Source organism: Streptomyces sp. NBC_00210, assembly GCF_045160975.1.
Classification (GTDB): Bacteria; Actinomycetota; Actinomycetes; order Streptomycetales; family Streptomycetaceae; genus Streptomyces.
The window spans coordinates 8,148,889-8,172,520 of sequence record NZ_CP108120.1 but is presented as its reverse complement, the minus strand read 5'-3'; the positions used below and the strand labels follow the sequence as shown (position 1 = coordinate 8,172,520).

Sequence of the window (23,632 nt, the reverse complement as noted above, 5' to 3'; positions counted from 1 at the left end):
CGAGCGGGGCGGCCCATGCAGACACACTCTCCCGCCCTCCCCGAACTGCTCAGCTGCCTTGCCTCACCGAAGCCTCGATACGGGCAAGTTGGGCAGTGAGGCTGCCCAGCCAGTACTCGAGGTCGATCAGGACGGGCAGCGGCGGGCGGTCGGGCACATCAGGGGGCGCGCGATTCGCCGACAGGGCAGGCCGGCGTCGCGAGGGGTCCTCGTCGGCGCAGAGCGCGGCGACCCGGTCGGTGGTCAGGGCCAGCCGGTCGGCCGTCGTTCTGGCCGATGCGGCGGCGGCCGGGGGGACGGCGGGCGCAGGCAGATCGAAGCGGGGCAGCCAATGGACGCCGAGCAGGATGTGATTCGCCGCGATGAGCACGGCATGCCAGTCCACCGCGGCGGCCGAACCCACGCCCGGTTCGCTGCGGAGCTGCAGATACGCCGCCTCCGCCAGGCGCAGCCGGCGCAGGACCGGCAGCGTCGACGGCAGGGGTGCACCTCGCGGCGGAGTTGTGACAAGCACGCCGACCAACTGGGTGATCAGCGGGCCGCAGGAGTTCAGCAGTGCGGCCATGGTTCTTCGCACCTCGCGCCGGGCACCGGCCGGCCAGGCCACGAGACCGCACAGCAGGCCGATCACGCTGCCCGTGACCACATCCACGATCCGGTCCTCCGCCAACTGCCAGGAGGACGGCGCGATCTGGGCGAAGGCCGCCGACACCACCAGCGTGAACAGCGCCTGCGCCCAGGCGACTCCGAACAGCGGCCCCAGCGCGAACGCGGCCAGCATGGCGGGCGCGAGCAGCGCCGCGTACACATCGGTGTGGCGCCCGGCGAGGAGCAGCAACGTACCCGCCGCGACCGCCCCGACCAGAGTGCCCGCCAGCGCCGAACGCACGGCCGTCCACGTCTCCCCCGCGGTGGTACGTCCCAAGGTGAGCACCGCGAGCAGCACCCAGAAGCCGTGGGCGAGATCCAGTGAGCCCGCCACCAGCCGGGCCAAGCCCAGCCCCAGCGCGGTCCGGACGGCGTTCTGGAACACGACCGAACGCAGCGTCAAGTTTCCGGCCACCCGCCGCCACCACAGCACAGCGGCATTGACGTCGGCGTACCAGAACAACTCCCGCGGCGGGATCGGCGACGTGCGTCTGCCGTCGAGACCGACGCGAACGGCGGTCTCCAGGATGCGGGCCGACCCCGCCATGGCGAGGACCGCGGCCTGGCGGCGCAGCACCGGGACGGACGGCACGGCCTGATGCGGTCCGGTCGCCTGGGTGACCCGCAACGCCTGAAAGTCCCGTATCGCCACCTCCAAGCCGGGGGACGGGGGCTGCGGCCTGCCGGTGCTCAGGGCCGTCGCGGTGGCGCCGCAGACGGCCGCCACCCGGCCAAGGAGACGCGCCGAGGCGGCATCCGCGCCCGCGTCAGCGGCGGTACGAGCACCCGCGGCCGCGCCCACGGGCGGCGAGGTCTGGGCCAACCGCGCCAGCTGGTCCAGCAGCCTGCGGGCCGCGGTACCGGCCTGCGCCAGCGCCCGGTCCACTCGGCCCGCCCCGGCAGGCCGTTCGGCGGGCGCAAGCCGGGACAGCCGCAGCTGATGGCCACTCTCCCGCAGCCGGTCCGCCCAGCCGACGCCGGCTTCGGCAGGCTCCGCGCCCCCTGTTGCTCCATCGGGGGGCTCGGCGCCGGCTGCTGCCGCGGCGGCGCTGCCTGCGGTCGCGATGGTGCCCGCGAGGCTCTGCCGGTAGGAGGTGGTCGGCGGGGCGGGCAGCAGGAAGACCTCGCACGCGGCGAGCAGCAGCACGCCCAGGGTCAGGCCGGCCAGCCGCGACCCCAGAGCGCCCGGTTCGTAGGGCGGGAAGCAGGCCAGGATGTAGAAGAGCTGAAGGCCGGGCGCCGCTCCTGCAGGGCGTGGCCCTGCGACCGCCGCAAAGGTCAGAACGAATCCGACGACCAGCATTCCGGCAACCGCCGCCCAGGTGTGTGCGGCCAGCATCGTCCCCAGCGCGACCAGTCCCAGGCCGACCGGCAGCGCCCGCAGCATCACAGCGGCCCGTTGCCGGCCGGAGCCGGGGATGGGCGACAGTATCCCGAACGCCACCGGCCCGAACAGGGCGTACAGCGCCGTCGCCGGCTCATCCACGCCGTACACGAACGGATAGAACCCGGCGGAGGCCGCCGTCGTCACCCGCACGGCTCGGTGCACGATCGCCGTACGGTCCGGCCGGTGCGCAGCCGTCAGGCGGCGCCGGTGCGGTTTGGCGGTGCGTATGCCGGTCACCGCGAACGCCCGGCCGACGACGTGGCGCGCATGGGCACGTTCCTCTCGCGCGACGCCGTCTCGACGTCGCGAGTAGGTCGGGCGTGCGCCCTTGCCCCCATTGTCGGCTCGCCCTCGCCGGTCCGCAGCCCGGCCGGTCCGTCTCGCCGGTCCGCAGCCCGGCCGGTCCGTCGCCCGGCGGCGGCGGTCCGGATCGCGGGGCAGGCCGGGCCGGGGCCACCATGGCAAGAAGGGCACGGGCCCGGCGGCGGCACAGGGCGCCGGACCTGTGCGGAACGTGGGAGGTCGCATGTCTTCCGAGCGCGCCGCCCCGCTGATCTGGGACGCGATCGAGCGGTACTTCGCGCTGTTGCAGGCCCATGCGCCGGCCGAGCGGATGCGGGAGGCAATCCTCACCGACGACTTCCGCACCGGCTTCGTCGACGGGCTGATCCGGCAGGGCGAGCAGGGGCTGCGGTCCTTCCTGGAAGCCCGCGCCGAATTCTTCGACGACATCGTGGAGCAGATGTCCCCGCCCGAGCGGCTGCACAGCGGCCGCCGGCGCACCCACACCCGGCTGGAGTTCTTCCTGCGGCACCGTCTCGACGGATCAGCGGTGAGCGACACCTTCACCGGAAAGGCCTTCCACCTCTGGGAATTCGCCCCGCAGCACGCGCCCGAGCCGGCCGGAGCACCGCGTCACGCACCAGCAGACGACCGGAGAGCGGACCACGGGGCGGACGGGGGCTGGCGGGTCGCGGCACAGCTCGTCGAGGGCTTCGCCGCCCTCGACGAGAACGCCCGGCGGCTCTTCGCGAGGCCCGCCTCCGGCCTGCACATCGAAGAAGAACACTGACCGCCGGAGGACCACACGGTGCACACCCTGCTGCCTGTCGTTTTCGCGCTCGGCGCTGCGCTGAGCAACGCTGTCGCGACCGTGCTGCAGCGCCGGGCGGCCCTCAGCGTGCCACGCTCCGACGGCTTTCGCGCAAGGCTGATGCTCGATCTGCTGCGCCACCCCGTCTGGCTGGCCGGAATCCTCACCGTCATCGTCGCCGCCGTCTGCCAGGCAGTGGCACTGGCGACCGGGCCACTGACGATCGTTCAGCCCCTCTTCGTCCTCGAACTGCCGCTCACCCTGATCGTCGCCTCGCTGCTGATGCGCCGGCACCTCCCGCGCGCCGGCTGGCTGGCCGTGACCGGTGTGGTGGCGGGCCTCGCAGTCGCCCTCGCGGCCGCGTCCCCGGAGGGCAACCGCACCCATGTCCCGCTGGACCGCTGGCTCCCCGCGCTCGCGGTGTGCACGGGAGCGGTCGTCGTACTCGCCCTGGCCGCCCTCAAGCGCCCCGAGGGCCGGGCCCGCGCGGCCTGTCTGGGTACGGCCACCGCCATCAGTTACGCCCTTACGGCGGCGCTGATGAAGGCAGCCATGCACATCCTGGACGACGACGGGATCGCGGCCTTCTTCACCGCCTGGCAGACCTACGCCTTCGCGGCGTTCGGCGCAGGCGCGCTCTTTCTGCTGGAGAACGCCCTGCAGGCCGGTCCGCTGGTCGCTTCCCAGCCCGCGATCACGCTCGGCGACGCGACGGTGAGCATGGCCCTCGGCATCATCATCTACGAGGAACACGTCCGCTCCGGCTGGTGGTTGCTGCCGCAGCTGCTCGGCCTCGCCATGATCGCGACGGGCGTCCTCGTGCTCTCCCGAATCCCGCTCACCCAGTCCGTGGTCGCCGCCCCGGACGAGCCGGCGCAAGGAGCGGACATTCCCTGAGGCACCCCGACTGAAGGCGGGAAGCCGAGGTCAGCACGCTGTCTCGCGTCGAAATCCAGGGCCCGGCCGTCGAGCCGATATTCGCGCCCTGTCGCCAATACCCGATTGCACCTGATTTCTCGTCATTCCCTGGGCTGACACTGCCTCCTCCCCCGGTCGCGTCCCGGTACCCCTTCCAAGGATCCCGCCACCCGCAGGCAACGCGCCTTTCCTCCCACTCCTCTTCCGGCTCGGTAACCGACCTTGAGGAAGGGACGCATCGTGGGTACGAGCCATGCGAGACGCGCGGCACTGGCGATCACCGTGATCGGGGGCGTACTGGCGCCCGTGTCACCGGCGTTCGCCGCCGATCCGCCGCAGGTTGACCTCCGGGCGGATGTGAACCGGGACGGGCGGGTGGACATCACCGGCACGAGCGACACCGCCGGCGAGGACGGCTGGACCCTCCAGCGGGGCGCGGTCTTCCTCCCCAACATCGACGACGACACCAAGAGGTGCGCGACCACCGGCCCGGGTGGCAAGCCGCTGCCGGATGCCCGGCTCGCCGCCTGCAACGACGCGGCCGACACCGTGGTGAACGGCTCGGACGACGCAGCCGACCTGGCCCGGGTGCGTTCTGTGCCGATGGCTGATCTGCCCGCCACGGCCACGGGGGCGCTGAGCGTCGTGGCCGGAGCGAAGAACACCCGGGTCTTCGTCAAGCGCGCCGGCGGCTGGGCCTGGGTGACGGCCAAGACCCGCCTGTCCGCCGCCGAGCTCCGGGCCGGAGTGGAGTTCGGGGTCGAGGGCACCGATGTGATACGCGACAGTGCGCTCTGGGGCGGTCGCACCGTGATCCGCCTGACCGTGAACGCCGGCGGAAAGAGCACCTCGGACGACATCACCCTGCGGGTCGCCCCGCTGCTCACCCACCACCATCTGCAGAACGCACAGCAGTTGCTGGTCACCAGGGTGAAGGGGAAGGACGACTATGCGCGCCGGCAGCAGGCGTTCGTCAACGGCCTGGCCGCGGAGGTCAAGTCGGCCGGAATCGACAAGCCGCTGCAGACCCTCACCAAGTACGGGGACATCTGGGCCCAGGACTTCGTCGAGCCCGGCTATGTGAACATGGCCGGTCCCGGCGGGCGTCCGCAGGTGATGCGGGTGATGCTGCGGTCGGCGCAGGCGGACCGCGCGGCGGGCCGGGAGCTGTTCGAGAAGCTGCGCGGCAACGGCGTTGGTGTGGTGCAGGTGTCCGGGGTCCGTGACTCGGAGGAGTGGACACTCAACTCGATGGGGAACCTGGAGACCATCCCTCCGTACACCCACGGTGGCCGGTCCTTCCCGGCCGGCCGCATCATCATGGGCGAGCGCAAGGACAACGGCTCGAAGCCCGCCCAGGTGATGCGTACGCTGCTGAAGTCCCAGGGCCTCCAGGACCCGCTGCTGCTGGACACCTCGTGGCTGCATGTGGGCCATGTGGACGAGTTCGTACAGTTCCTCCCCGCGGACACACCGCGCGGCTGGAGGCTCGGGATAGCCGACCCCGAGCTTGGGCTGAGGCTGCTGCGCGATGCACAGTCGGCCGGACACGGCAGGACGCGGATGTTCTCGGTGCCGGGGAACAAGGACATGCCCGCGCCGAAGGAGACCATCGACCAGGCGCTCGCCTCGAAGTTCCTGGTGGCCGACAACACCATGGCCGCGAAGCGGATCGCGGCGAATCTGGAGGTGCTCAAGCGGGAGACGGGTGTGACCGACGCCGAGGTCGTGCGGGTGCCCGCGCTGTTCACGCGGGGTACGAACGACGGCGGGCGGGGTGACAGCATGCCGCGGCTGACGCGGATGGGCGCCGGCAACGCACCGGACGTGGTCCGCGAGCACGGGCAGCAGAAGGAGCTCGCGCGGCAGGGCGACCGTGGCACGGCAGCGGATGCGGTCATGACCAGTGCCTACGTCCCGGGCGCGGTCAACGGAATCCTGCTCGGCCGCAACCGCTACCTGGCCCCGCGGCAATGGGGCCCCGTCATCGGCGGCAAGGACATATTCACCTCGGCCGTGACGGCCGCGTACACGCAGGCGGGCCTGAAGGTGTCGTACCTCGACGACTGGCACACGTACCACCTCGGCATGGGCGAGGTGCACTGCGGTACCAACACGCTGCGCGACACGTCCGCCGCGTGGTGGAAGTCGTAAGCCGGTAGGGGTAACGGCCCGGACGCCCCGCGGCGTTCGGGCCGCTCGGCCCCGCAGGGCTCCGCGGCGTCGGGCCGCTCTGCCGTCAGGGCTCGCGCGGTGACAGGACGATTTCGCCCCAGACCTGCTTGCCGCCGCCGAGCGGTACCGAGCCGTACGACGTCGACACCGCCTCGACGAGCAGGATTCCCCGGCCACCGGTCGCCTCCCAGTCCATCCGCGCCGGTTTGACGGGCGCGCGCGGCGACATGTCGCTCACTGCCACCCGGATCCGCTCCCCGGCGAGTGTGAGGTCGAGGCGCACCGGGCCCTGGGTGTGCACCAGGGCATTGGTGACCAGTTCTGAGACGACCAGCAGGATCGCGTCGCGCTCCTGAGTCACGTGCCAGGAGCGCAGGGTGCGGGAGGTGAAACGGCGCGCGTGCGCGACGGCGTCGGGCAGCCTCCACACCGTCCAGCCGGCCCGGAGCGGCCGGACTCCGATCCCGTCGTAGCGCAGAAGCAGCAGGGCCACGTCGTCGTCGCGCCGGTTGGCGCCGCCGAGCAGGTCGTCGGCCATCCGCCCGGCGTCGGACGGGTCGGCGGTGGCGAGTACGTCGCACACGCGGTGCATGCCGTCGTCCAGGTGAAGGCTGGACGACTCAACCAGGCCGTCCGTCAGCAGGGCGAGAACGGCGCCCGGGGCCAGTGCGACCGCGGTCATCGGGAACTCCGCCTCCGCCAGCACGCCCAGCGGAGGTCCGCCCTCGAGGTCCACCTCGCCGGTACTGCCCTCCGGTTGGCGCAGCACCGGCGGCAGGTGTCCGGCGCGGACGCACCAGGCGTTGCCCTCCTCCATGTCTATGGCGACATAGCAGCAGGTGGCGAAGAGGTCGGTCTCCATGCTGACGAGCAGCCGGTTGGCGCGGGAGACGACGACGTCGGGCGGGTGGCCCTCGATGGCGTAGGCCCTGATCGCCGTGCGCATCTGGCCCATGATTGTCGCGGCACCGGCGTTGTGCCCCTGCACATCACCGACGACCAGCGCCACTTGGTTCTCGGAGAGCTGGATGACGTCGTACCAGTCGCCGCCGACCGCGAGTCCCACCGTCGCGGGCAGATAGCGGGCGACGGCCACCCCGCCGGACAGCCGTGGCAGCTTGCGTGGCAGCAGGCTGCGCTGGAGCATCGTGGCGAGCTCGTGTTCGGCGTCGAGCGCACGGGCGCGCACCAGGGCCTGTCCCACCAGGCCCGCCGTCGCGGTGAGCAGATACCGTTCTTCGGGGCCGAACGCGTGCGGCTCGTCCCATCCGACCAGGCATGCGCCGACCACCCGGCCCTCGGCCGGGAGCGGCAGTACGGCGAGACCGCCGGGGCCGATGCCCCTCAGGCCCGGTTCGAGGGTGGAGCCCGCCGTCCACAGGCTCGTGCGACCCTCGCGTACCGCGGCCTCCAGCGTCGGCAGGGCACGGGCGGGCGCATCGGGCCACTCGGAGCGCCATTCGGAACGCCAGAGCTCCGGCCAGGCATCGGGCTCCGGCGGGTCGAGGACCGTGACCACCAGCCGGTCGCCCTCGATTTCGGCGAGGGCCACCCGATCGGCTTCCAGCGGGCCGCGCAGGGCGGCGACCACAGCCCTGCTGACGTCCCGGACGGTCATCGCGCCGGCCAGCGCGACGGACAGTCGCTGCACCCTGGAGACCTCGCCGCCGCTGGGCCTCAGATGCGAGGCGTCGGCGACGACACCGAGCACCCGTTCCGGCTTGCCGCCGTCGGCCGGCAGCACCCGGCACCGCAGACGCAGCCAGCGCAGCTCGCCGGTGGGGCGGCGGATGCGGAACTCGAGTTCCCGGCTGCCGGAGGTCATATGGCCGGGGTCGACGATGGACAGGAGCGCGGGCAGGTCCTCGGGGACGGTGTGCGCCAGCAGCGTCTCCACCCGTCCGTCGAAGTCGTCCCGCGGGATGTCGACCAGGTTGAGCACCTTGCTGTCCGCGTCGATCTGCCCGGTGCCGAGGACCAGGGTGAACGAGCCGACGCAGAGGCGGTCCAGGGCGGGACCCAGGACCGGCCGTGGCCCCGTTCGGGCGGGGTGGGTGCTTGGTTCGCCGCCTGCTTCGAGCCATGCGGCGACCTGGTCGGCGTAGAGCTCCAGAAGGTGGCGCCGGTCGGCGTCGAAGCCCTCGCTGACGTCGTCCACGACGACCAGGCAGCCCAGCGGGCTGCCATTCGCTCCGAGCGGCAGTGCGCCCAGCGAGATGTCGGCGGGCAGGATCTCCGGCGGATTCTCTCCGTAGGCAGCGATTCCTCCCGCGTTCAGCCACAGGGGGTGACGGGCGCGGAAGGCGTCCACGACGGGAGCATGAGCGGAGAGGGGATAGCTGGGCGACAGCCCGTACAGGGCACCGGAACCTCCGGACGATTCCACCAGTTCCAGGCTGTCGTTCTTCTTGCCCAGCACATAGACAGCGGCCAGCACCGCCCCGCCGAAGACCCGTATCCGCTCTCTCACCGGCCGCAGCGCCCCTGTGGCCGGAGGCGAGCGCGGTGGGCCTGGATCGCGGGGCGCACCGGTGGGCCCGCTGGCGTCATCGCCGGACGTCTCATGTTCCCTCGCCTCCGACCGGTCTTCGCCGGGCGAGCAGCCCTCCGAGGAGGTATACCCAACCTCGACACGCGTCAGGGACCAGTCACTTCCAGCCTAGGGAACACGGGCGCCGCGTGCGGGCTTCTACGAGTGTTCCGCAGCTCCGGTCGCCCGAGTCCCGGGCGCACCACAGGGAAGGCGCCCTTCCGTGTGGCCGACCTTCGACGGGCGATGGCTTGTTCGACCGGCCGAAGCGCGACAACGTTGTCAAGCGGGAGATGCCGATCAGTAGAGCGGCAAACTCCCCGCGCCGTCAAGGGTGTTCGGGTTCGACTCGCCGGCATGGAGCACAGGGGGCGAGGGCGCCCTTACGGGAAGTGAGGGGTTTGCGGTACGGTCCCCTCCGGCTTGTTCGACCAGTCGTGCGCGGCCCTTCCGACAAGGCAGGACCGCCATGCAATTAAAGCTCCCGGCCGCCTTCGCGGCCGCGGCGCTGACCATGGGACTCACTGTGCCCGCGCTCGCCGCCCCGGCAGCTGCGGACACGCTCGTGCCCCTGGTCAGCGATCCGACCGCCTACGTCAATCCACTGATCGGCAGCAGAAACGGCGGCAACACCGTCCCCGGTGCCGTTCTCCCGCAGGGCATGCTCTCCTGGAGCCCCGAGAACACCCGCGGAGACGCCACCCGCACCGCCGCTCCGGGCGGCTATCAGTACGACGCCGCCCGCATCCGCGGCTTCAGCCTGACCCATATGTCCGGCACCGGCTGCGCCGGCGGCTCCGGTGACATCCCGTTCTTCCCGTACGCGGGCGAAGTCACGTCCTCGCCCGCCGCGGACACGAAGGACGCGGTGTACGCAGCCGACTTCAGCCATGCCGACGAGACAGCCGAACCCGGGCACTACAAGGTCGCGTTGAAGTCCGGCGTGACCGCCGATCTGACGGCCACCACCCGCACCGGCTCCGGTCGCTTCACCTTCCCCGAGGACAAGGCCGCCTCGCTCCTCATCCGCAGCGCCAACTCCGAGGTCGGCTCCACGGACGCGCAGGTCACCATCGACCCGCAGCGCCGCACCGTTTCCGGCTCGGTCACCAGCGGCAACTTCTGCGGCTATCTCGATCCCGAGGGGCGCCGCAGCTACTACACCCTCCACTTCACCGCCACCTTCGACCGCGCCTTCACCTCCCACGGCACCTGGCAGGACGGCGAGTTGAAGCCGGGCGCCACCACGGCCGACGGCGGCACGGGCGGCTTCGGCACCGACGGCCGACCCGTCGCGGGCAAGGGCTCGGGCGGGTACGTCCAGTTCGCGCAGGGAAAGAACCCGATCGGCGTAAAGGTGGCCGTCTCCTACGTCGACCAGAAGGGCGCCGAGGCCAATCTCGTGGCCGAGAACCCGCCGGCCCGCTCCTTCGACGACGTACGCCGGGCCGCGCACGACGCGTGGCGCCGTGAGCTCTCCGCCATCCGCATCGGCGGCGGCTCCGACAGCGACCGGACCACCTTCTACACCGCGCTCTACCACGCCCTGTTCCACCCCAACGTCATCAACGACGCCGACGGGCGCTACGCGGGCAGCGACGGCAAGGTCCACCGGGTGACAGGGCGTCAGAAGGCCCAGTACGGGACCTTCTCGGGCTGGGACGTGTACCGCTCGCAGCTTCAGCTGCTGACCCTGCTCAAGCCGAGGACCGGCTCCGACATCGCCCAGTCGCTGTACAACCTGGCCCGCCAGAACGGTGGCCTGTGGGACCGGTGGATCCACAACGCCGGTGGTACGCACGTCATGAACGGAGACCCCTCCCCCGCCGCCCTCGCCGGCATCCACGCCTTCGGCGGTGACGGCTTCGATCTCGAGGGGGCGCTGGACTCGCTGGTCAAGGCCGCGACCGTACCGACCGAGAAGGACCTCAGTCCGGCCGGAAAGCCCATCCTGTCGGTGGGGCAGCGGCCGTCCCTCGACAAATACCTGGCCCTCCACTACATGCCGTCCGTCTCCAACGCCTGGGGCGGCGCGGCCGAGACCCTGGAGATCTCCGGCGCGGACTTCGCCCTCTCCCAGCTCGCCACCGCCGCCGGACGGAAGCAGACGGCCCGGACCTTCGCCGAGCGCGCCCAGTGGTGGCAGAACAGCTTCAACGCCGCGGCCCACCCGAGCGGCGGATACATCGCCAACCGCAAGGCCGACGGCAGCTGGGTCACCGGCTTCACTCCGGCCACCGGCAACGGCTTTGTCGAGGGCTCCGCGGCCCAGTACACCTGGATGGTCCCGCACAACGCCGCGGGCCTGTTCGCGGCGATGGGCGGCAAGGACAAGGCGGTCGACCGCCTGGACTCCTTCTTCCACAACGCCGACGGCAGCTGGGCCTTCAGCGGCAGCGGCGGCGAGAAGTCCGAGCTGGACAACGAACCGTCCATCAATGTGCCCTATCTGTATGCGTACGCAGGGCAGCCGTACAAGACACAGGAGACCGTACGGGCCGCGATGCGCAAACTGTGGTCCACCGAACCTCAGGGCATCCCCGGCAACGACGACCTCGGCGCCATGTCGTCCTGGTACGTCTTCTCCGCGATGGGCATGTACCCGCAGGTCCCCTCGCGTGCTGAACTCGTCCTGTCCTCACCGCTGTTCCCCCGCATCGAGATCGAGCGCGGCAACCGCGACATCACCGTACGGGCTCCGGGCGCGGCCGCCGACGCGCCGTATGTCCAGTCGCTGAAGGTCAACGGCGCGGCGAGCGACAGGCCGTGGCTGCCCGCCTCCGTCGTCGCGCGTGGCGGGAGACTCGACTACATCCTCGGCAAGGAGCCCAATCGCTCCTGGGGATCGGCCACCGACGCCGCCCCGCCGTCGTTCCGCACCGGCGAGCAGCCGTACCAGATCGGCGTCGGACCGACCACGGGGACCATCGCGCCCGGCGGCTCACTGACCATCAAGGTCGCGGCGGTGCAGGTGAGTTCGGGCACCGGACCGGCAGTGGACTTCAAGGTCACCGCACCGACCGGCCTCACCGCCTCACCCGCGTCCGGCGCGGTCGGCCCCGACGGCACGGCCGAGATCAAACTGACGGCTGCAGAGCAGACGCCGGAAGGCTTCTACGATGCCGAGGTGGCCGTCACCAGCGACGGCGGCCTGTCCGTGAAGCAGCCGGTCACCCTCACCGTCGCGGAGCCCGGCAGCATGCTCGCCGCCTACAACAACGTCGGGGCCTGTGACGACGTGGGCGAGCACGACGAAGCCGACTACGACGGTGGCGGCTGGAGCTACTCGCGCCAGGCCCTTGCCGGGGCCGGACTCGCGCCGGGCACGAAAGCCGCCACCCAGGGCCTCGACTTCACCTGGCCCGCATCGCCGGTGGCCCGGCCCGACAACGCCTCGGCCACCGGCCAGACGATCGAGGTGGCCGGCACGCCGACCGCTCTCTCCTTCGTCGGCAGCGCGGTCAACGGCAACCAGGCGGCGACGGCGAAGGTGACGTATACCGACGGCAGTTCGGGCACCGCCGACCTCTCCTTCACCGACTGGACGGTCGGCGGCGGGGGCGGCACGGTCCAGTACGGAAACGAGACTGTCGCCAGGACCCCGTACCGCAATGTCAGCGGCGGCGACAAAGACGTGGTGGACGCCTATGTCTTCGCCACCAAGTCCTTCCACGCCCCGGCCGGCAAGACCATCAGGAGCGTGACGCTGCCGGACAACCAGAACATCCATGTGTTCACGGTGGCGCTGGGCTGACCGCCTGACCCGGTCCGGGGCGCTCCCGCCCCGTCGAGAGGGCGGATGACCGACGCGGCCTCATGCCTGAACCGCAGGCGCAGGCATGGGGCCGCTTCCGCCACTCAGCCAGTCGGCGACCGCTTCGGCGATCGGCTGCTCGGTCTGCAGCTGTACGAAGCCGAACTGACCGCCCTGGTTGCACTCCAGGAACCACCAGGTCCCCTGCGAGTCCTCCGCGAAGTCGAAAGCTCCGTAGGCGAGGCCGGCAAGCTTCTTGTAGGTGGCAACGGCACGCGCGATGCCGACGGGCACGTCGACGGGCTCCCACATGTGCCCGGTGTGTCCGAACCGTCCGTCCACCTGCCCCGGCTCGGAGACCTTCCGTGCCGCGAACGACTCGTCGCCGACACTGGTCAGCCGGATGTCGGCGCGCCTGTCGACGTACCGCTGCAGCAGAGTGGGACCGGCGGCAACGCCCGCGAAGTCCGCGTCCGGCGGCACGAGCGTGGTGGGCAGCACCATCGGCGGGTCGCTGGGCGGCTTGCCCGACACCGCCTTCACCACCACCTGCCGGTACTGCTCGGCGAACTGACGCGCGATCTGCGGATAGGTGGTGATGATCGTGGCGGGCACCGGGAAGCCGCTTCGGTGAGCCAGACGCAGCTGCCACGGCTTCAGACGCGCTCTCGCGGCCGCGCCGGGCTCGTTCATCCAGCGTGCCGCCGTGCAGTCCAGCATTCCGTACAGCGCCTGCTCACTCTCCGCGGACAGCCACTCCGACGGCTCGGCGGCGTGCGCCGCCGGCCGGCTCGGTCTTCGCATCCAGATCGACCGCAGACCGTCCATGCTCACCACACGCCCGCCCGTCGACAGATAGCCACGGAACTCACCGCGCACGTACTCGGCCGACAGGGCCCCCTCGCCAGGAAGGTCGCCGGGATCGAAACGCACCAGGGGCACGCCCCGTTCGTGCAGCACCGCCACCACCATGTCGGCGGTCACATCCTGCTCACAGGTCAGGATCAGCACGGTCATTGAGTGCGGCCGGTCAGTCGTCGAAGTGGGTCGCGGAACCAGCCGTCGATGTCGTGGTGCCCACTGCTGCCAGCAACGCCCTGTCCATGATGGCCGGGCGCCCGTCCGGCAGCACATTCAGCTGCAGCGTCGGGTCGTACGCGTACTCGTCCGTCACCGGTGACAGCTCGGCCGGGCGTGCGAAGTTCCACGCAAACGGTTTCATGCCCATCTCCCTCCCCTACGGGGCCGCTTGAGGTCCCGTCAGAGTCACATGGGTAACAGTACGTATGGAAAACGTAATGGTTTCATCACATACCGTCACAATGCGAAAAACTGTTCCTCAGCCAGACATCCGGCCCACCCAGCCATATGCCCGGCGAGGCGGCAAACCTCACGAACATGCCTGCGTGCGGGGCCAATTGATGTTCTGCGATGCCCTGCTGACACCCGAGAAGACGCCAGAACGAGCATTCTCGTGCACTGCAAGGAGGTGAGATGTATCACCACCTGACACTCAAGCCCCATCAGTCACAGCGCCAACATGCCAGGGGCAGATTCCGGGATCTGGTCCCGGGTGGCAAGGATCGGGTCAGCGTGACCGCCCGGCACTGCGTCTCGGCGGCGCCCGCATCACCGGCACACTGAACTTGCGCTTCGCCGAGACCGTCCAGATCGACGGCCGCTTCGTCCTCTCCCACTGCCGCAACGCCTGCAACGAGGAGCTGAAAAATGGCGCGAACGGCTCCGGGGGCGTTTCGTACACTGACGCCATGAGCCGACGACGACATTGATTCACCGCTGAAGGTCCGCAGGGAACGGGCTGCCGAGGGCCGCCGCCGGGACGAGCGCCCTCCGCCCCCGTCCGTTCCGTGCCGCAGAAGGACCTTCCATGCTCTTCCCCACCTCACGTGTGCCCGCACGAGCCGACGCGCCGTGCCGAAGGGTCCGGCGACTGGAGCGAAAACTCCTCGTTTACGCGGGCCTCGAGGACTTGATACTGCTCTACCCCGTCTACGCTGTGCTCTTCGCCGAGCACGGCCTGAGCACCGCCGAGATCTCCTCCTTGTTCGCCATCTGGTCCCTGACCGGCCTGCTGGTCGAGGTGCCCTCGGGCATCTGGGCTGATGCCGTGTCGCGCCGGGCGTTGCTGATCGCCGGGCCGCTGCTGTCGGCCGCTGGTTTCGCGCTGTGGGTCCTGCTGCCGTCGTACGCCGCGTTCGCCAGCGGATTCGTGCTCTGGGGCACCGGCGGCGCACTTCGATCCGGCGCCATGGAAGCGCTGGTCTACGAAGAACTCGACCGGCTCGGCGCCGCCTCCCGCTACATACGGCTCATGGGCCGCGCGGCAGCGGTGAGCATGGCCGCAACAGCCGTAGCCACCGCGGCCGCCGGCCCCGTGTTCGCCGTGGGCGGTTATGGCGCGCTGGGCGTGGCGAGCGTCGCGGCCTGCCTGCTGTGCGCTCTCACGGCAGCGGCACTGCCCGAGCATCGGGACGGCAGCCCCGGGGACCCTGCCGACGGGGCGGACAGACGCCGCGCCCGCTACGCCGGGACACTGACGGCCGGCCTCCGCGAAGTCCGCGGCAGCAGGTCGGTACGCAACGCCCTGGTCATGGCAGTCGTGTTGAGCACGGTGTGGGGCGCCCTGGACGAGTACATCCCGCTGCTGGCCACCGAGTTGGGGGCCTCCACGCAGGAGGTGCCGTTTCTCGTACTGGTCGTATGGGCGGGAGTGACCATGGGCAGCCTGCTGGCCGAACGTGCGGGAGCGTTGTCGGCCCGCGCGATGGCCGCCGTGGTGGCGACAGCCGGGGCGGTCATGGCGGCGGGCGCACTCTCGGGGACCACGGCCGGCTTTGCCCTGCTCGGGCTGGCGTTCCTGGTGTTCCAGATGGCCGACGTGGTTGCCGACGCGCGGCTGCAGTCGGCCATCACCGGGACCAGCCGGGCGACCGTGACCTCACTGGCCGGTCTCGGCACGGGTGTGGCGACGCTGATGATGTACGCGGCGTACGGCGCGGCCTCCCGGCACACCGGCCACGGGCTACTGTTCGCGCTGTTCGCCGTCCCGTATCTCGGTGTCGCGCTCGCGCTGGCGCGGCGGCCATCCGGACGCGCAGATGATCCGGCTGAAGCGGCTGAAGCGGCTGAGATCAACGTGAAGCGCCTGCAATGATGCACGCATGCGTGTGCTGTTGCCGGTTCCCGACCGCGATTTCGACGTCACCGAAGTGGCCGTGCCATGGCGGATGCTCACCGATGCCGGGCACCAGGTGGTGTTCGCCACGGAACACGCCGGAACACGGCCCGCCGCGGACCCGCGGCTGCTGACCGGAGTGCTCTTCGGGCAACTCGGCGCCGAGAAGGAACCCAAGGACTTCTACGCCGAACTCACCCGGTCCGAGGAGTTCACCGCGACCGTGTCGTGGGCGGATGTTGATGTGACGGGCTTCGACGGGCTGATCCTGCCCGGCGGGCACGCGCCGGGGATGCGGCAGTACCTCGGCTCACAGGTCCTGCACCGGCAGGTCGCACGGTTCTGGGCGCTGGAGCGGCCCGTCGGTGCGATCTGCCACGGCGTACTCGTACTGGCCCGGTCGCACGACACAGCCACGGGCCGCAGCGTGCTGGCGAACCGCCGTACGACCTGCCTGCCCAAGTACATGGAACGCTCGGCCTATCTGACCACCGCGTGGCGCCTCGGCCGCTACTACCGCACCTACCCGGCCTACGTCGAGGACGAGGTCAAAACCGCCCTCGCCGATCCGGGCAGTCAGTTCGAACGCGGCCCCAGAGTCCTCACCGCGCGCGGCACCGCGACCGACGACACGCATGCGTTGGTCGTCCAGGACCGCAACTACGTTTCCGCCCGCTGGCCGGGGGACGCCTACCTGTTCGGCCGCCGGTATCTGGAGCTCTTGGAGGCGTAAGCGCGAGCCGCGGGGCGGCCGCTGGGCTACGCCTTCACGCCGCCCGCAGTATGACGGGCGGCGTCCCAGCCGTGTTCGAGGAGGTCGAAGGCGGCGTCGACGGCCCGGTGCGGATCGTCAGCGGCGTGGGCAAGTCCGGGAGCTTCGAGTGCGAACCGGGCCAGCGCAGCGCAGCGCGGCTCGCTTGCCTCGGCGCCGATCTCGTGGGCGATGGCGTGGGCGAGGGCGTCCTGGTGGCGCGTCCACATGCGGTTGGCGTAGGCGCTCAGGGCGGGGGTGTTCCTGACGAGGTCGAGGAATGCGCTGAACCGGGCGTCAGAGTCTCCTGGGCTGATCCGTACGTGCTTGATGTGCTCGCGCAGAGCCTGCGGAATCGACTGGTCCGGTGTGCGGTCGCGCACAGCCGCGACGAGGGCGGCCTCCTGATCGGTGTCCTCGTCGAAGACCAGCGCCTCCTTGCTGGGGAAGTGCTTGAAGAGCGTGGTGGTGGAGACGTCGGCGGCTTCCGCGATGTCCCGGATGGACACCTGGTCGTAGCCGCGGTCGAGGAACAGGCGCAGGGCGGCGTCAGCGAGGGACTTGCGGGTGGCCGCCTTCTTGCGCTCCCGGCGCCCAATGGTCTGCGTCATGCCTGCATCCTACCCCAAGGTTGCTCGATTCAATAAGTTGACTCGTTGCACTTTTTTACTCGGTGTGCTTTTGTGTTCGTGGCGGTCGGTGAGGCGATGACACGGTGCCGCCTCCGCCTCCACCAACCTCTTCCGCACCCTCGGCGGATCCCTCGGGGTCGCCGTCTTCGGCTCATTGCTCACCGCCGCAACCGGCCCCGGTGCAAATGCTGCTGACGGGACGTCTCCCGCGCACCCCGCGCACCTTTCCCACGCCTACCAGGAGGCGGTCGCCACCGGCATCAGCCACATCTTCCTCAGTGCAGCCGTTGTCTGTGCCGCGGGATTCCTGGCCGCCCTGTTCATCAAGGAAGTACCGCTGCGGGGCGAGCCGGCCGGCCCCAAGCCCGCCGCGGGCCGGGCCGTGTCCCCCGCGGACGCGTAACCCGCGCCTCAGTCCCCCGCGGCGAGGACTGTCCGCCCCCGGCCGCCGCGGCGGTCCGGCAGTCCGAGCAACGTGAAGGTGCGGTCGGCCGCACCACCGCGTCGTACGACCAGGAGCGCGGCGAGAAGGACGGCGACCGGGACGCCGAGCCACCAGCCGAGCAGGTGCACCAGGACCGAGGCGGCCACGGCCGTGCCGAGTGCAACCCCGAAGACGGCGCCGAGCACGGCAGCAAGGATGCGGAAGCGGCCCGTCACGGCCCTGGTGCCACTCTCGCGCTGCCCGGACCGGATCCAGAGCGCCATGGACGCCAGCATCACCGGAACGAGCACGACCCCCATTCCGTAAAGCGTCAGGGCGACCGGCGACGTGAGCCAGTCACCCATGCGCGACAGGGCCTCCCCCACCGAGGGCTGCTCCGGCCACGCCGCGAAGGTCTCCCGGCCGGCGGAGAAGAACCGCTGGTAGCCGCGGCCGTCCCAGCCGTGGACAAGGATGAAGAACATGCCCGCGTATCCGATCCCGGCCTGCAGGAACGCCGCGTACACCCGGCCGGAGGCGATGAGCCGCTGAGCAACCCAGAAGCCGAGTACGCCCTGGCTGACATTCGTCGCGGCGAACAGTGCGACGAGCCAGGCGGGCAGTGCGCCGTGCCCGTCTGCGACCTGCATCGTCTCCCAGTCGGGAAAGCCCCACAGGAGCCATGCCCCGCTGGGCGCGAAGAGGATCGCGCAGTAGAGAACGGTGCCCATCAGGTAGGGGTTGGACCACCGGCCGTCGTGCCCGGTGCGGCCGGTGCGGCCGGTGCGGGCCGTGAGCTGCTGGGCGGCGGCGGTCGCGAAACTCGCGCCTATCCCGTAGGACCAGAAGACATCGACCTGGACCATCGTGCTCCCTTTCCGGAATGACACGTCATTCCGTTCTCGAGGCAGAAGAAATGAGCGGTCCTTGCGGGCCTGTGGTTCAGGGGGAACCGAGGCCGTCGAACATGAGCGTCTCCACCGTGCGGATCCACGGATCACGCATGGCTTCGGGATCCCGTGCGTGCAGCAGCCGCACCGCACCGGTGACGATCATTCCGTTCACGGCTAGGACGTGTTTTAGAACTGGGCTCCTGGCCACGCCTCATGCCGTGATGCTCTCGGTGTGGGGCGTGGGGATCTCTCAGATGGCCAGTGGGCAGTGCTGGAACCGTTGTTGCCGGTCGCGGGGGTGGGCAGACCTTCAGCGTGTCGGCGGAGGTTGATCGACGGGATCCGGTGGCGGGTGCGGACCGGTGCCCCGTGGCGGGATCTGCCTGTGGAGTACGGGCCGTGGCAGACGGTCTATGGGCTCTTTCGCCGCTGGCAGCGCGATGGTGTCTGGTCGGTGGTACTGACCGGGTTGCAGGCTCGGGCCGATGCCGCCGGGCTGATCACGTGGGAAGTGAACGTCGACTCCACGATCTGCCGGGCTCATCAGCATGCGGCCGGTGCCCGCCGGGACGGGCAAGCCCAGAAGGAACCGCCGGGCGGGATGGGGGCCGAGCCCGACGACCACGGCCTGGGCCGGTCCCGGGGTGGCTGGACCACCAAGATTCATCTGGCCTGTGAACAGGGCCAGCGGCCGTTATCGCTTCTGGTCACCGCCGGGCAGCGCGGTGACAGCCCACAGTTCGTGGCTGTCCTGGAAGCCATCCGGGTACCTCGGCTGGGGCTCGGGCGTCCCCGCAGTCGGCCGCTGCGGGTGCGGGGCGACAAGGCCTATTCCTCGCGCACCAACCGTGCCTATCTCCGTCGGCGCGGGATCCGCTGCACCATCCCGGAACCGGCCGACCAGGCAGGCCACCGCAAGCGCCGTGGGACGAATGGCGGGCGTCCCCCGGTCTTCGATCACGAGGATTACAAGGCCCGGCACGCGGTCGAATGCGGTATCAACCGGCTCAAGCGCAATCGGGCGGTGGCCATGCGGTTCGACAAGCTCGCCGTTCGCTTCGAGGCCACCGTCCATGTCGCCGCCATCAACGAATGGCTGTGACCTGCCGACGGTGTCGGCCCCGCATGCCATGCTGAACGGCGGTCACAGCCCAGCATGTTGAGGGGAGACAGTCCGATGGGGGCTCGGTACTACTGCGGCGACAGCGAGAACGGCGACCACTTCGACGACCCGTCCGAAGACGCACTGTTCATGCTGATCGACGACCTCAACGACACGGACAACACCTTCGTCGTCATCCAGCCCGACGAGGACGACCCGGCCTGGTTCGCCTCGGTCGCCGTCCTGGACGAAGGCGGTTACGAGGTCGTCCGCCGTGACACCACCCACCGCGAGCACGAGGTCACCACCGAAACCAGCATCGGCCGGATCGCGAGCAACCTCACCATCTGGATGGCCGCCCGCGACCTCTCCGGACGGCCAAACAGGCAGATCAGCGAGTTCTAAAACACGCCCTAGGCCCACGACATGGGCGTCGAGATCACGCCGCAGAAAGCCGCGGTCCTGTCCGTTGTGAATGAAGGCAGCGGTGTACCGCGCAGCCGCCTCCATGGCCCGGCCGGCCAGCTCCGGCTCGGCCCTGTCGATCGCGATGGCGTCGTAGAAGAGAATGCGGCACAGCGCCGGTTCCGCGACGACAAGGTCGAAGAGCTTGTGTCCGATGCGCCGGACCTGTTCCCGGTACTGCACCAGCGACTCGCAGGAGCCGGGGTCTTCGTCGGCGAGGGCATCCATGACCTGCCCCAGCGCGCGGGCGACCACGCTGCGCGCGATGTCCTCCTTGTTCTTGAAGTAGCGGTAGAAGGTGCCGTGCCCGGCACCGAGCTCGCGGGCGATGTCGGAGATGCCGGTCGCGTGGTAGCCACGCTCTGCGAACACCTTGCCCGCCGCGCGCAGTATCGCGTCCCGCTTGTCCACCACGCTCTGCGGCACGACCGGCTCCTCCCGCGACGGAATGACGTGTCATTCTGGAACTGGCCAGCAACTCACGTCAACGGCATGGCAGTTGGACTGATGGACCGCACTCCGCCTTCACCGTGGGGCTGTCGCCCGGCAGCGCACTGACCTGCGCGGAGCACTGCGGGTGAGAAAATCGGTAGCGGGGATTGATGCCCGCTGGAGGACTGTGGACCTGGAGAGCGTTACCGACGAGCTGTACGAGCTGCGGCCCAAGGACTTCACCGCCGCCCGCGACGAGCGCGCGGCCGCGGCCCGCAAGGCAGGTGACAGCGAACTCGCCCACCACATCAAAGACCTGCGCCGCCCGACGCTTTCGGCCTGGGCCGGCAACCTGCTCGTGCGTCGTCGGCCACAAGAGGCGCAGTCGCTGATCAGCCTCGGCAAAGGGCTGCGCCAGGCCCACCGGAATCTCGACGGCGAGCAGCTGCGTGAGCTCGGCCGCCGGCAGCATGCTCTGGTGGGCGCGCTGGCCCGCGAGGCCCGGCAGCTGGCACAAGCGGCAGGGCAGCCGATCAGCGACGAGGCGCAGTACGAGGTCGAAGCCACCCTGCATGCGGTGCTGGCCGACCCGCAGGCGGCCCGGGAATGGGCAACGGGGCACCTCGCCAGGCCGCTCAGCCCGCCCATCGGATTCACCGAGGCCGTGCAGACCGCCGTGCCGCAGCCGAAACCGCCGGCCCGGCCCGCGTCGGGCAGGAAGCAGGAGCCACGCCGCGAGCGGGAGCGGGAACAGGAACAGGAGCAGGAACAGCGCAGGAAGCTCGACCAGGCCCGCAAGGACGCAAGAGCCACCGAAGAAGAGGCGCACGCCCTGGAGGCGAAGAAGAAGCAGGCGGAGGCGGAGAAAGAGCAGGCCGAGCAAGCGCTGGAGGAGGCCGAGGAACGGGCCTCCGCACTTGCCCGGGAGCTGAAGGAGGCCCAGCAGCAGCGACAGGGTGCCCGTAACAGTGCGCGCGAAGCACGGGAGCGGGCCCAGGCGGCAGAACGTGCGGCTGGAACGGCGCGCCGCAAGGCGCAGCGGGCGGCCGAGACTGCCGAGCGTCTGGCGGCCGAGAGCTCGTGACAGGCGGCCGAGAGCCCGTGACAGAGGGCCGTGACACAGCCGGCCGAGGTACGCCACGGGGAACGGCGCGAGCCACCACCCGCTTCGGCGAAAGCCGCGCCCGGACCCGCTTCAGGGGCACACTCAAGGCACGTTGCCGTCCCTGACACCGAGGAGCACCGTGCCTGTCCCGATCATCATCGACTGCGACCCCGGACACGACGACGCCATCGCCATCATGCTCGCTGCGGGGGATCCGGCGATCGACCTGCTGGCGATCACCACGGTCGCAGGCAATCAGACGGTCGAGAAGACCACCTTGAACGCGCGCCGCGTCTGCACGGTAGCGGGAATCACCGGTGTTCCCATCGCGGCCGGATGCGCCAGGCCGCTCGTCCAGCCGCTGCTCGTCGCTGACGATGTCCATGGGGACTCCGGTCTCGACGGGCCGCAGTTCCCGGAGCCCACCGTCGATGTGGTCCCCGAGCACGCGATCGATCTCATGTACCGGATCCTGACCCGACATCCGGAACCCGTGACCCTCGTCCCGACGGCGCCGCTGACCAACATCGCCCTGCTTCTGACCCGCTACCCCGACAGTGCCGCGTACATCCGCGAGATCGTGCTCATGGGCGGCTCCACAGAACGCGGCAACAGGACCCCGGCCGCCGAGTTCAACATCCACGTCGACCCCGAGGCCGCGGACATCGTCCTCCGCAGCGGCGTACCGGTCACCATGTGCGGGCTCAATGTCACCCACCAAGCGCTTGCCACGCCCGACGTGCTGGCCCGCCTCGAAGGGCTCGGTACCGAACTCGGCCGAATCTGCGCCGAGTTGATGATGTTCTTCGCAGCCACATACCGGCGGCTGTGGGGCTTCGAGTCCCCGCCCCTGCACGACCCCGTCGCGGTGGCCCGGGTCATCGACCCGGCCATCGTGCACTGCGCCGACGCGAGTGTGGCGGTCGAACTGCGCGGAGAGCACACACGCGGGGCGACGGTGGTGGACCTGCACCGATATCTGGACCGGCCCGTGAACGCGCGCGTCGCGGTGGCGCTGGAGCGTGAGCTGTTCTGGGACCGGGTGATCGCGGCGGTCGAAGCGCTCGGGAAACGTACGGCGTGAGCTGGGGTTCGCGGCAGGTCCGTGGCAGATCCGCAGACGTAGCATGGCGACATGGAACAGCGAGTGCTGGGCAGGGCGGGCAAGAGCGTTTCCGTCGTGGGTCTGGGTACGTGGCAGCTGGGCGCCGACTGGGGTGAGGTGCGGGAAGCAGATGCCTTCGCGGTCCTCGATGCGGCCGTCGAGTCGGGCGTGACCTTCTTCGACACCGCCGACGTCTATGGCGATGGGCGCAGCGAGCAACTCATCGGCCGCTATCTCCAAAGCCACCCCGACGCCGATGTGTTCGTCGCCACGAAGATGGGGCGCCGAGCCGCTCAGCTGCCGGAGAGCTACGTCCTGGACAACTTCCGTGCCTGGACCGACCGTTCGCGCACCAATCTCGGCGTGGACACGCTCGACCTGGTGCAGCTGCACTGTCCTCCGACGCCCGTATTCGCATCCGATGCCGTGTTCGACGCGCTCGACACGCTCGTCGAGGAAAAGCGCATCGCCGCCTACGGCGTCAGCGTGGAAACGTGCGCCGAGGCACTGACGGCCATTGCCCGACCGGGAACCGCCGGCGTCCAGATCATTCTCAACCCCTTCCGGCGCAAGCCACTTGAAGAAGTGCTGCCGGCCGCACGGGCGGCGGGCGTCGGCATCATCGCCCGGGTGCCGCTGGCCTCCGGCCTCCTGTCCGGCAGGTATACGAAGGACACGGTGTTCGCGGCCGACGACCACCGCACGTACAACCGCCACGGGGAAGCGTTCGACCAGGGCGAAACCTTCTCCGGCGTCGACTACGAGACCGGTGTCGAAGCGGCGGCGGAGTTCTCCGCGCTCGCCCCCGAAGGCGCCACGCCGGCCCAGACCGCACTGCGCTGGATCCTCCAGCAGCAGGGCGTCACCAGCGTCATTCCCGGTGCCCGCTCGGTCGACCAGGCCCGTGCCAACGCCGCGGCCGCGTCGCTGCCCCGGCTCACCGAAGAGACTCTGGACGCGGTGCGTGAGCTGTACGACCGACGCATCCGCGGCCAGGTGCACCACCGCTGGTAGCCGCGGCG

At 70.3% G+C, this 23,632-nt stretch carries 19 protein-coding genes and 1 pseudogene; 12 read left to right on the top strand and 8 right to left on the bottom strand.

Annotated elements, in window-relative coordinates:
- Nucleotides 1–49: 49 nt before the first annotated feature.
- Nucleotides 50–2,263 (bottom strand): FUSC family protein, encoded by a 2,214-nt coding sequence (locus OG729_RS36760; RefSeq protein ID WP_405811415.1) that lies wholly within the window; start codon nucleotides 2,261–2,263, stop codon nucleotides 50–52.
- A gap of 298 nt (nucleotides 2,264–2,561) precedes the next feature.
- On the opposite strand from OG729_RS36760, the gene OG729_RS36755 reads away from it, so the two are divergent.
- From OG729_RS36755 to OG729_RS36745, 3 genes are all read left to right on the top strand, one after another.
- Complete coding sequence (locus OG729_RS36755; protein WP_405810352.1) at nucleotides 2,562–3,107, top strand: hypothetical protein; 546 nt, start codon at nucleotides 2,562–2,564, stop codon at nucleotides 3,105–3,107.
- A gap of 18 nt (nucleotides 3,108–3,125) precedes the next feature.
- Entirely contained in the window at nucleotides 3,126–4,025 is a 900-nt protein-coding gene (locus OG729_RS36750) for a DMT family transporter (protein ID WP_405810351.1), read from the top strand.
- 261 nt (nucleotides 4,026–4,286) lie between these two features.
- Nucleotides 4,287–6,200, top strand: coding sequence for a protein-arginine deiminase domain-containing protein (locus OG729_RS36745; protein WP_405810349.1), 1,914 nt, complete (start codon nucleotides 4,287–4,289; stop codon nucleotides 6,198–6,200).
- Between the two features lie 85 nt (nucleotides 6,201–6,285).
- On the opposite strand, the gene OG729_RS36740 is transcribed toward OG729_RS36745, so the two are convergent.
- Nucleotides 6,286–8,691: a SpoIIE family protein phosphatase gene (locus tag OG729_RS36740; protein ID WP_405810347.1), complete on the bottom strand. Its 2,406-nt coding sequence runs from the start codon at nucleotides 8,689–8,691 to the stop codon at nucleotides 6,286–6,288.
- 529 nt (nucleotides 8,692–9,220) lie between these two features.
- On the opposite strand from OG729_RS36740, the gene OG729_RS36735 reads away from it, so the two are divergent.
- Entirely contained in the window at nucleotides 9,221–12,505 is a 3,285-nt protein-coding gene (locus OG729_RS36735) for a GH92 family glycosyl hydrolase (protein ID WP_405810346.1), read from the top strand.
- 60 nt (nucleotides 12,506–12,565) lie between these two features.
- Here OG729_RS36735 and tgmB read toward each other — a convergent pair whose 3' ends face one another.
- Nucleotides 12,566–13,522: an ATP-grasp ribosomal peptide maturase gene (tgmB, locus tag OG729_RS36730; RefSeq protein WP_405810345.1), complete on the bottom strand. Its 957-nt coding sequence runs from the start codon at nucleotides 13,520–13,522 to the stop codon at nucleotides 12,566–12,568.
- Nucleotides 13,523–13,535: 13 nt separating this feature from the next.
- On the bottom strand, nucleotides 13,536–13,727 hold the full coding sequence (gene tgmA / locus OG729_RS36725) for a putative ATP-grasp-modified RiPP (RefSeq protein WP_360868664.1): 192 nt from the start codon (nucleotides 13,725–13,727) through the stop codon (nucleotides 13,536–13,538).
- Nucleotides 13,728–14,393: 666 nt separating this feature from the next.
- Between tgmA and OG729_RS36720 the strand changes: the two genes are divergently transcribed.
- On the top strand, nucleotides 14,394–15,680 hold the full coding sequence (locus OG729_RS36720) for an MFS transporter (protein WP_405810343.1): 1,287 nt from the start codon (nucleotides 14,394–14,396) through the stop codon (nucleotides 15,678–15,680).
- A 7-nt stretch (nucleotides 15,681–15,687) separates the two neighbouring features.
- Nucleotides 15,688–16,434: a type 1 glutamine amidotransferase domain-containing protein gene (locus OG729_RS36715; protein WP_405810341.1), complete on the top strand. Its 747-nt coding sequence runs from the start codon at nucleotides 15,688–15,690 to the stop codon at nucleotides 16,432–16,434.
- 26 nt (nucleotides 16,435–16,460) lie between these two features.
- On the opposite strand, the gene OG729_RS36710 is transcribed toward OG729_RS36715, so the two are convergent.
- Entirely contained in the window at nucleotides 16,461–17,063 is a 603-nt protein-coding gene (locus tag OG729_RS36710) for a TetR/AcrR family transcriptional regulator (protein ID WP_405810340.1), read from the bottom strand.
- Between the two features lie 175 nt (nucleotides 17,064–17,238).
- On the opposite strand from OG729_RS36710, the gene OG729_RS36705 reads away from it, so the two are divergent.
- Entirely contained in the window at nucleotides 17,239–17,487 is a 249-nt protein-coding gene (locus tag OG729_RS36705; RefSeq protein ID WP_405810338.1) for a hypothetical protein, read from the top strand.
- Between the two features lie 8 nt (nucleotides 17,488–17,495).
- Here the strand turns inward: OG729_RS36705 and OG729_RS36700 are convergent, their stop codons facing one another.
- Together OG729_RS36700 and OG729_RS36695 are read right to left on the bottom strand one after the other, a co-directional pair.
- Nucleotides 17,496–18,374 carry a hypothetical protein gene (locus tag OG729_RS36700; protein WP_405810337.1) on the bottom strand — a complete coding sequence of 293 codons (879 nt, stop codon included), beginning with the start codon at nucleotides 18,372–18,374 and terminating at the stop codon, nucleotides 17,496–17,498.
- A gap of 76 nt (nucleotides 18,375–18,450) precedes the next feature.
- Entirely contained in the window at nucleotides 18,451–18,573 is a 123-nt protein-coding gene (locus OG729_RS36695; RefSeq protein WP_405810335.1) for a hypothetical protein, read from the bottom strand.
- Nucleotides 18,574–18,633: 60 nt separating this feature from the next.
- On the opposite strand from OG729_RS36695, the gene OG729_RS36690 reads away from it, so the two are divergent.
- Together OG729_RS36690 and OG729_RS36685 are read left to right on the top strand one after the other, a co-directional pair.
- Nucleotides 18,634–19,503 carry an IS5 family transposase gene (locus OG729_RS36690; protein WP_405803909.1) on the top strand — a complete coding sequence of 290 codons (870 nt, stop codon included), beginning with the start codon at nucleotides 18,634–18,636 and terminating at the stop codon, nucleotides 19,501–19,503.
- A gap of 75 nt (nucleotides 19,504–19,578) precedes the next feature.
- Nucleotides 19,579–19,908 carry a hypothetical protein gene (locus OG729_RS36685; protein ID WP_405803908.1) on the top strand — a complete coding sequence of 110 codons (330 nt, stop codon included), beginning with the start codon at nucleotides 19,579–19,581 and terminating at the stop codon, nucleotides 19,906–19,908.
- Nucleotides 19,909–20,235: 327 nt separating this feature from the next.
- Here OG729_RS36685 and OG729_RS36680 read toward each other — a convergent pair.
- Nucleotides 20,236–20,379, bottom strand: a pseudogene (locus OG729_RS36680) (TetR/AcrR family transcriptional regulator); the annotation flags it as partial.
- A gap of 208 nt (nucleotides 20,380–20,587) precedes the next feature.
- On the opposite strand from OG729_RS36680, the gene OG729_RS36675 reads away from it, so the two are divergent.
- The 3 genes from OG729_RS36675 (at nucleotide 20,588) to OG729_RS36665 (ending at nucleotide 23,624) form a co-directional block, all read left to right on the top strand.
- Nucleotides 20,588–21,484 (top strand): hypothetical protein, encoded by an 897-nt coding sequence (locus tag OG729_RS36675; protein ID WP_405810333.1) that lies wholly within the window; start codon nucleotides 20,588–20,590, stop codon nucleotides 21,482–21,484.
- 160 nt (nucleotides 21,485–21,644) lie between these two features.
- Nucleotides 21,645–22,589, top strand: a complete 945-nt coding sequence (locus tag OG729_RS36670; protein WP_360868640.1) for a nucleoside hydrolase — start codon at nucleotides 21,645–21,647, stop codon at nucleotides 22,587–22,589.
- A 51-nt stretch (nucleotides 22,590–22,640) separates the two neighbouring features.
- Nucleotides 22,641–23,624 carry an aldo/keto reductase gene (locus tag OG729_RS36665; protein WP_360868637.1) on the top strand — a complete coding sequence of 328 codons (984 nt, stop codon included), beginning with the start codon at nucleotides 22,641–22,643 and terminating at the stop codon, nucleotides 23,622–23,624.
- Nucleotides 23,625–23,632 lie beyond the last annotated feature (8 nt).